The 8,745-nt window shown below is 51.0% G+C and carries 10 protein-coding genes; 8 read left to right on the top strand and 2 right to left on the bottom strand.

Translation table 11 applies throughout. From position 1 onward, the window contains the following. The coding region (locus JCM12296_RS30105; RefSeq protein ID WP_157068022.1) for a PAS domain S-box protein at positions 1-957 on the bottom strand (957 nt) is incomplete at its 3' end. Positions 958-1,509: 552 nt separating this feature from the next. Between JCM12296_RS30105 and JCM12296_RS30100 the strand changes: the two genes are divergently transcribed. The 8 genes from JCM12296_RS30100 (at position 1,510) to JCM12296_RS30075 (ending at position 8,348) form a co-directional block, all read left to right on the top strand. Continuing rightward, positions 1,510-1,983 carry a response regulator gene (locus JCM12296_RS30100; RefSeq protein ID WP_054700764.1) on the top strand — a complete coding sequence of 158 codons (474 nt, stop codon included), beginning with the start codon at positions 1,510-1,512 and terminating at the stop codon, positions 1,981-1,983. Positions 1,984-2,041: 58 nt separating this feature from the next. Next, a complete protein-coding gene (locus JCM12296_RS39170) occupies positions 2,042-2,365 on the top strand; it encodes a PilZ domain-containing protein (RefSeq protein WP_157068021.1) in 324 nt (107 codons plus the stop codon). Positions 2,366-2,404: 39 nt separating this feature from the next. Further along, positions 2,405-2,755, top strand: coding sequence for a DNA-binding transcriptional response regulator (locus tag JCM12296_RS30095; protein ID WP_054700762.1), 351 nt, complete (start codon positions 2,405-2,407; stop codon positions 2,753-2,755). A gap of 331 nt (positions 2,756-3,086) precedes the next feature. Beyond that, positions 3,087-3,545, top strand: a complete 459-nt coding sequence (locus JCM12296_RS46250) for a hypothetical protein (RefSeq protein ID WP_246805129.1) — start codon at positions 3,087-3,089, stop codon at positions 3,543-3,545. Then, complete coding sequence (locus tag JCM12296_RS51025; protein ID WP_422699192.1) at positions 3,479-3,625, top strand: cupin domain-containing protein; 147 nt, start codon at positions 3,479-3,481, stop codon at positions 3,623-3,625. Before JCM12296_RS46250 ends, JCM12296_RS51025 begins: the two co-directional genes overlap by 67 nt. A 64-nt stretch (positions 3,626-3,689) precedes the next feature. Next, the gene (hcp, locus tag JCM12296_RS30085; RefSeq protein WP_054700760.1) at positions 3,690-5,318 is read left to right on the top strand and encodes a hydroxylamine reductase; all 1,629 of its coding nucleotides are present in this window, start codon (positions 3,690-3,692) and stop codon (positions 5,316-5,318) included. A 134-nt stretch (positions 5,319-5,452) separates the two neighbouring features. Beyond that, on the top strand, positions 5,453-7,789 hold the full coding sequence (locus tag JCM12296_RS30080; RefSeq protein ID WP_054700757.1) for a nitric-oxide reductase large subunit: 2,337 nt from the start codon (positions 5,453-5,455) through the stop codon (positions 7,787-7,789). Positions 7,790-7,976: 187 nt separating this feature from the next. Continuing rightward, a complete protein-coding gene (locus tag JCM12296_RS30075; RefSeq protein ID WP_054700766.1) occupies positions 7,977-8,348 on the top strand; it encodes a response regulator in 372 nt (123 codons plus the stop codon). Positions 8,349-8,557: 209 nt separating this feature from the next. On the opposite strand, the gene JCM12296_RS42755 is transcribed toward JCM12296_RS30075, so the two are convergent. Next, positions 8,558-8,745: hypothetical protein (locus JCM12296_RS42755; RefSeq protein ID WP_218188356.1), on the bottom strand; the 188-nt coding region annotated here is incomplete at its 5' end.

Below are 8,745 nucleotides of genomic sequence, written 5' to 3'. Positions count from 1 at the left end.
GGAGCACGTAGTGAGCCTTATGCCTATGGTTCCTGAAGCGGGGCCGATTGCTTCGGCAGCATTAAATACCAAATTTTTTAGCGCTTCATGGATTTGTTTTTCATTGCCATCAATGAAAAGTTCCGTGGATGGTAATTGAATATCCAGAGTAATGTTCGAGTTCACTTCCTTCTTTAACTCCAACAACGCTCGTCGACAAAAAGCGGAAAGATCGATTGACGATTGACCTTCGAACGATTGACCGACGTAGGTAAGCATCTGAGTGCTTATTTCGGCGGCTTTGTAGGCTATTTTAATGGCATCGTTTAAATTTTGGACTGTTTTCCCCTCAGAACGAAGATCTTCAATCGCAATTTCTAGATTGCCTATTAGTGCCGTCAAAATGTTATTGAACCGATGTGCGATCGCTCCGGCCATTTGGTTCAGGCTGTGCGCTTTTTGGATAAGTTGTCGCCTGTTTTCCCATTTTATTCGTTCCTGTTCTATTTTTTTTGCGTCCGTAACATCCGCCAGGGTAAATACAAGAGCGTTCACGTTTCCACACTCATCCATGATCGGAATCAAGCTCCAGTCCCAATAGGTAACGCCTCTCGCCGGTTGATCTGGGAATTCAAACGGTTTGGCCGCCACAAAAAAAGGAATTCCTGTTTCAACTACTTTTTGGAATATTTTTTGGTTTTCTTGGTGGGGATATAGGTCGAAATGATTTTTGCCTTGGAAAAAATCCGGTTCATAACCGCAGGTCTCAGCATAGGCGCGGTTGACCCAGATAAAATTGAATTGTGAATCGAGTAAAACAACCTTTATGTGCGTGTTTTCCAACACGCTGGTTAAAATTTTATTGGATACATCAAGATTGAACTTGCTGTCTTTCAAAGACTGTTCAACCTTTTTGTGGTCGGCCAAGGCATTTGTTAATTCTTTAATCTTTTTTTGCAGTTCCTTATATTTCGGCATAATAGGCGTCCTTTTTTTTGTTCTCCGTTCAACTGTGCCTATGCCCAATAACCTCCTGATAAGATTTAGACCACCTAATGTTTATTAATAGACTATACTTGGAACAAAAAAAATGGAAACTATGGAATCAAAGCAATCCGCCCGGATATTTCTATCATCCTAAACACTGGATTCACCGAGGAGTTCGGAAAATGGGCCGACCTCGACAACTGTCGGCTGGCTTTCAAGCCAGTCGTGATTAAGGACATGGCCCGTTACATGTGGGAAGCGTTGACGCCCTGACCATCGATGCAAAGCCAGTATGGGTAGAAGTAATTAACTACTCTTTTCTTAATTGGGTAGTTTTACGTCTTGCCACCGCATTTAAAATTGCTTTACAATCAAAAATTAAGGTCTTAATCATTCAACCATCCTTTCCCGGTGACTGCCGAGCCATCCCTTTCAGGCCGTTCAAAATGGTGTTTAGCCGTTTGGAATGAAAGGGCTGGTACCGCTCGCGACCCGTTGCGCTTTTTATTCCCATCGCTTAGAATTAAATAGATAGGAGCGTACATGCTTAGCGTGATCGGCCTTCTTCCCAAAAAGCAAAAACGTCCGTCAGAACTCGAATTGGGGCATATGAACGATCGGGTGACTGATGAAATCCCTTTACAATTGGATACCCGTCGCATCCTTGTCGTCGATCATGATCCTGTATCTCTTCGTCGTATTTCAAAGATTATCCAACATGTTGGTGGGTACCAGATGACCAGTGCCAAAGATGCCTTGATGGCTCTCTACTACCTTAACCAAGGTCCATACGACGTGGTGGTTACCGAGTACCAACTGCCATTCATCGACGGGTACGAATTGGCGGATCACATCAAGGAAAACCACTTCGGGACCAAGGTAATCGTGATGGCCGGTCCGTGTGAAACCGATATCCTAAACATCTTAAAGGCCTCTCCTGTTATCGATGGTCTTATTTATAAGCCATATAAAATAACAGAAATTACAGATACATTAGAAAGGGTGCTATCGCACTGAGAGGTATATACGGAAAGGCCGTTTTGCATTAACGCATCGTTTTTCGGGGAAACCAGCAATGAATGACTACAACAACAGACTTCATCCACGTATTTGTACGGATGCCGCCATCTCCTGCCGGCATTTTACCAGTGTAACCGTTCAACCAACCGATGGCGTCATGCGCAACTATTCGAGAGGGGGCGCGTACATTGAGACATCATGTACATTTACACCCGGAACTATTGTCGTCCTTCGTGTCACCCTATCGCAATCAAAGCCATTGTGGTTGGAGTCCTTCGATGGATTGCGCTCCCTGTCCCTGGCTGAAGTCAAATGGGTGCAGGCATTTTCCGAGGGAACGCCTGGCCGATATGGCATGGGATTACGCTATCTTGAATAGCGGCGGCTAAACAGAGAACGAGATTGAACAGGTAAGTCAATGGCAAAGATATTGATTATAGACGACAACAAGGCGGCTTCGGCATTTCTAACGTTGGTGTTGCTGCGCCACCAGCACCAGGTCGTCCGAAGCAGGGAGGTCGCTGAAACAACTGCTCGCTCCCGTGATTTTACACCCGACTTGATTCTGATCAACCACGCCTTTAAAAATAATTCCGGGTGGCAGGTATTTAACGACTTGAAACAGATGGCCTGTAATTTACCGGTAATGGTCTATGTGCTGAAAGATCTCACAATAGGCAACGCCGATTGGATCGATAGGGCCGTGGATGCAGCCATAAAGGAAAGCAGGAAAGACCCCCCTCTTCGATGTAGGAGAGAGGCGAGTTGATTTTTGGCGATATTGTTCGCTAATAAACAGTTTGTGAGCTTCGCATGCGTGCGGATTATCAATATGGTCTGAATACCCCATTATCCCAGGGCCACTCTTTTCTCCATCGGTCGAACACTCAGTGCCTGGGAGAAAAAACAATTTTTAAACCGGGCGTGAACGGATTGTCGCCACCGATCCGTATGCCCTGGTCACCTTCGCGGAACAAAAGCACCCGTTAAACCTTCCTCAGTCGTTTCCCCTATGCCCATTCATTCTTCCAAAAAAATAATCCCGTTGTTTGCGCTAACGCAAAGACTTGCATCCCAAGCCTGGATAGAATTGTCTTTAAATGAGACGTGAATCGACGGCGGAGACCGGTCGAAAGCGCGTCAACCTTGAGAAGAAGGCCGCCATGCCTGTTGTGGGAATGAGACTGTCGAAATCGACAACCGTTAAAGAACTCTCCGGTCACCACTCCCATTTGTATCCCCGCATCGACCGATTCTGTATCGATCAACGCAGGGCTTGCCCGAATTCTGAAAGGAGAGTAATAATGAATGGTGTTCAAAATATGTTGACAGATAAAGCATTCAACCTGAAACAACATGTCGAATACGCCGATGGATCGGTTGTCAGCAAAACATTGTTGAAAGAATATATCAGCAATATCAAATTGTTTACGTTCAATGTGGGCAGGACCCCTGCGAGCACACCGCGCCTTTCGATGCCGTCGTTCAAGTTCTGGACGGCGAGGCCAGGATCACCATCGGTGATCAACCACAGACCGTCTCAAAAGGCGACATGCTGATCTTGCCAGCCAATATTTCTCATGCCCTGCACGCCGAAAAACGCTTTAAGATGCTGTTGGTCATGATCCGCGGGGAATAAGTGTCCCCATCGGCCGGAAGCCCGTTCGTTTCATCATTTCACCTTTCAATGCAAGGAGACGCCTATGTTTTGTTATCAATGCGAACAGACCGCAAAGGGTACCGGATGCACCGTTCAAGGGGTATGCGGCAAACAGCCCGACGTGGCGGCACTGCAAGATTTATTGATTTATTCGTTGATGGGGCTGTCGCAGGTCGCCGTGGAAGGCCGCAAGCATGGCGTGACCGATAGCGATGTCAACGTGTTTACCGTCAAAGCGTCATTCTCGACGTTGACCAATGTCGATTTTGACGCGGATCGGTTTGTCGAACTGATTGGGCAGGCTGTTGAAAAACGCGATCAACTCAAAGCAAAGGTAAAAAATGCCGGTGGCAACCTGGCATCACTGAACAAAGCCGCTCACTTCATACCCGAAAAAACGATGGAAGGGCTGCTCACCCAGGCCGAGGCGGTCGGTCTAAAGTCCTACCCCGCCGACAATCCGGATATTCTATCCCTCAAGCATACCGTGCTTTTTGGCATCAAGGGCGTTTCGGCCTATGCGGATCACGCGCAGATCCTCGGGCAGGAGGACGACAGCGTTTACGCGTATGTCCATGAGGGCCTGGCTGCCCTTCAACGAACGGACATGGACACGGCGCAATGGGTCGACATGGCCCTTAAATGCGGCGGTGCCGCCGTCAAGGCAATGGAACTGCTCGATCGGGGCAATACCGAGACCTACGGCCACCCGGTACCGACCCAAGTGCCGCTCGGCCACAAAAAAGGGAAAGCCATCCTGATTTCAGGGCATGACCTGCAGGATCTTGATGCATTGCTCAAGCAGGCGGAAGGCAAAGGAATCAATATCTACACCCATGGAGAAATGCTGCCCACGCACGGCTATCCCAAACTCAAACAGTACGGCCATTTTTATGGGCATTACGGAACGGCCTGGCAGAATCAGATCAAGGAGTTCCCCAATTTTCCGGGGCCGATCCTGATGACCACCAATTGCATCCAGCGGCCGAAAAATGAGTACAAGGACACCATTTTCACCAGCGGGTTGGTCGGATGGCCCGGGGTCACTCATATTGCCGACCAGAATTTCAAGCCGTTGATCGACGCGGCCCTGGCCATGCCGGGGTTTGAGGACGATGCGGACAAGGGGGAGGTGACCGTCGGCTTCGCCCACAATGCCGTCCTCGGGGTGGCCGATAAGGTTATCGAAGCGGTCAAGGGTAAAGCCATTCGCCATTTCTTTCTGGTGGCCGGTTGTGACGGGGCCAAGCCCGGGCGCAACTACTATACGGAATTCGTCGAAAAAGTGCCCGAGGATTGCGTGGTGTTGACTCTGGCCTGCGGCAAGTTCCGCTTTTTCGATAAAAAGCTGGGCGATATCGGCGGTATCCCGCGGCTTCTGGACGTGGGGCAGTGCAACGATGCCTATTCCGCGATCCAGATCGCCAGTGCCCTGGCGAATGCGTTCGGGATGGGCGTCAACGAGCTCCCGCTATCGTTGATAATTTCCTGGTATGAGCAGAAGGCGGTTTGTGTGCTGCTGGCGTTGTTGCACCTCGGTATGAAGGGTATCCGGCTGGGGCCTTCCTTGCCCGCATTCCTGACACCCAACGTGCTCGACACGCTGGTGAAAAACTTCGATATCAAACCCATCGGGACAGCCGACGAGGATCTGAGGGCGATCCTGGGATAGGCGCAAGGCAATCTTGTATTATGCTGGGGTTGCGCTATCTGGCAGCCCCTTTCTTTTTCTCGCATGTGTTGCCGGATTGATCGTCAATCATGGATAGCCTTTATTCGGAGGACTCTACACACAAGGAGGATCACATGGAAAATTCGGTGTCCGACGTCCAAGAAATCCCGCCGGTCGAAGAAGCCAAACTGTCGCCGCGATGGCGTTATGGAGCGCTTTTTGTGTTCATTGTCGGACTCATCATCCTGATCTACCTTTCCACGATCGCCTATCGAGACGCCCCGCCGATACCCAAAATGGTGGTCGACCAGCAAGGCCAGATACTATTTACCGGCGACGACATCCAGGCCGGGCAGCAGGTGTTCCTGAAATACGGGCTGATGCAAAACGGTTCCATCTGGGGGCATGGGGGCTACATGGGGCCGGATTATACGGCCGAGTACCTCCACACCCTGGCGATTCAGACCAACGAACAATTGGCGCCGCACATGTTCGGCAAACCACTGGCGGAACTATCCGACGCCAATCGCGCGGCGGTTAACGCGGAAGTGCAACAGTTGCTGCAAATCAACCGCTATGATCCGGCCACGGGCGCGCTGGTGTTCACGGATCCGGAAAAAGCGTCCTACTTGGACCAGATCGAACGCTGGGAGGCGTACCTGGCATCCGGTCCGGCCAAGACCGCCGGTCTGCCGGCAGGTTTTATCGGCAAGCGCGAACCCGTGGAGAAATTGACAGCCTTTTTCGCCTGGACCGCCTGGGCATCAATCGCCAGGAGACCGGGGAAAGCCTTTTCCTACACCAATAACTTTCCCTATGATCCTTTGGCGGGCAACACGATTTCGAGCGATGCGATCCTCTGGAGCGCCTTGAGTGTCATTATGTTGTTGGCCGGGCTGGCCGCGGTGCTCTTCATTTTCGGGAAATTCGATTATCTCGGGTGGAAGGGCGAACATACGCGTCCACAGCCACAGATGCTGCCCGGTGAGACCACGCCGAGCCAGCGGGCAATTGTGAAGTTTTTCGTGATCGTCTCGCTGCTTTTCCTGGCTCAGACGCTGGTGGGCGGCGCGCTGGCACATTTCCGGGCCGACCCGGGCAGTTTCTATGGCTTCGATCTGACCGGGATTTTCCCCAGCAATGTCCTGCGCACCTGGCATGTTCAGCTGGCCCTGTTCTGGATCGCGACCGCATTCGTAGCCGGGGGGTTGCTGCTGTCTTCCACCCTGGGCGACAAGGAACCCCGGGGGCAGTCCGCCGGTACCCATTTCCTGTTCTGGGCGTTGGTGGTCGTGGTGGTGGGCAGCCTGCTGGGTGAGCTCTTTGGGGTTCACCAGCAATTTGGGGAATATTGGTCGATCTTCGGCGACCAGGGCTGGGAATACCTCGACCTGGGGCGCTTTTGGCAGGCCCTTTTGGTCGTCGGTCTGCTGTGGTGGCTATTCTTGCTTTACCGCAATATCAAGGACAGTAAACGGGATCCACGACGCCGTGAAGTGATTCTCCTTTTTCTTGGTGGGGCAGTGGCCATTCCCTTTTTCTACCTGCCGGCCTTTTTCTTCAACAGCACCACCAACTTCTCCATCGTGGATATCTGGCGTTTTTGGATCATCCACCTCTGGGTGGAGGGCTTTTTCGAGCTGTTCGTCACCGTTATGGTGGCCGTAACCTTTTTCCAGCTGGGGGTGGTATCAAGGATCACCGCCACGCGTATCATCTACCTGGATGCGATCATCTTTCTGGCCGGCGGCATGGTGGGAACCGCCCACCACTGGTACTGGACCGGTCAATCCAGCATCACCATGGCATTCGCGGCCTTGTTCTCAGCGTTAGAGGTGGTGCCGTTGACCCTTTTGACATTGGACGCATGGGACTTCATCCGCCTGACAGGGACCAAGGGCGAGGCTGACAACAAGGGGTTGGTGATTCCTCACAAGTGGGCGTTCTATTTCCTCATGGCGGTCGGTTTCTGGAACTTCGTGGGTGCGGGAATCTTCGGTTTCCTTATCAATATGCCCATGGTCAGCTACTTCGAAGCCGGTACCATGTTGACCCCCAACCATGGGCACGCAGCCCTGATGGGCGCGTTCGGCATGCTGGCCATTGCCCTGATGATTCTGACCCTTCGCCAGGTTCTTACCGACGAACAGTGGGAGAAACCCGAGAAATTTATCCGAGTCTCTTTCTGGGGCCTCAACATCGGTTTGGCCCTGATGGTGATCAGCAACTTGCTGCCCGGCGGGGTCATGCAGTTGTGGGACGTCATGGAAAACGGCTACTGGCACGCTCGCAGCATGGCCTACACGGGCCAGGAACATGTCCGTTTGCTTGAGTGGTTGCGCATGCCGGCGGATATGGTCTTCATCCTCCTGGGGGCGTTACCGGCGGTCATTGCGGCGCTGTTGACCTACAAAGCGATACGCTTTGGCGGACGTCCGGAGACATCTCCCCACGCGAGTGAGGACGTATAAAGCAACCTACCCTATGCGGGGAAATATCCATGATTACGAAGTGACCCGATTTTCGGGTCACTTCCTCAGATGGGATCGTAAAGAAGGGGCTTCACCAGGCCTAAAGGGCGTCTTTACCAAATGACTCGGTGATCGGTGCCTAATACCCATGTGACAACTTCTATTTGATTTTGTGTTTACTATGCCAATGAAATCAATACTAATTGTTGATGATGATGCTAATGCCAGGGATGCTTTGCGTAGAATCCTCGAACGCGCTGGCTTCACGGTGCTTCAGGCTTGCGACGGAAATGAAGCCATTGAGCGGTTCAACGATCATCATCCGGACTTGGTCATCATGGATCTTTTCATGCCGGAAAAAGAGGGGTTGGAAACAATCTTTGATTTAAAAAGAGAACATAAAGAGATCAAAATAATTGCCATTTCAGGCGGCTGGAAGGTCGGCTCACAGAATTACTTGGAAGCCGCCATGGAGATAGGGGCTTGTGATTATATCGCCAAACCATTTAGCTCTGAAGCATTGATGGCCACTATCAACAAGGCTTTTTCCACTGATTGATATATGGAGGTCAAGTATCGGAGAGACAGGAATAGTTGTCTTTTCAATCCATTATGAGACGTTGTGAACACTATTTGTATCTCTGGTAATCAATCTGGCTGCAAAACAAGCAGGTCGAGCAGGGCTCGGTTCCAGCCGTTATGAATGTTCGGCAATGATTAGCGTACTATTTTTTCTGTTTCGTGAGCAGCCTCCTACTACAATGCTTTTTATCTTGTAATAATCAGAGCCACCCCGCAAAAGGCGAGCAACATCCCGATGATATATCGGATAGTAAGGGGTTCATGCAGAAGCAGGATGCCTGCGATACTCGCGATAAGTAGGCCGACCAGGCGCACTATTGGAGATGCAAGAGAGATTGGCGCACCGGCGCCGAAAGTAATGTATAATCCGATGG

The organism is Desulfosarcina cetonica JCM 12296 (assembly GCF_001311845.1).
Lineage (GTDB): Bacteria > Desulfobacterota > Desulfobacteria > Desulfobacterales > Desulfosarcinaceae > Desulfosarcina > Desulfosarcina cetonica.
This window is presented reverse-complemented; position numbering and strand designations above follow the sequence as displayed.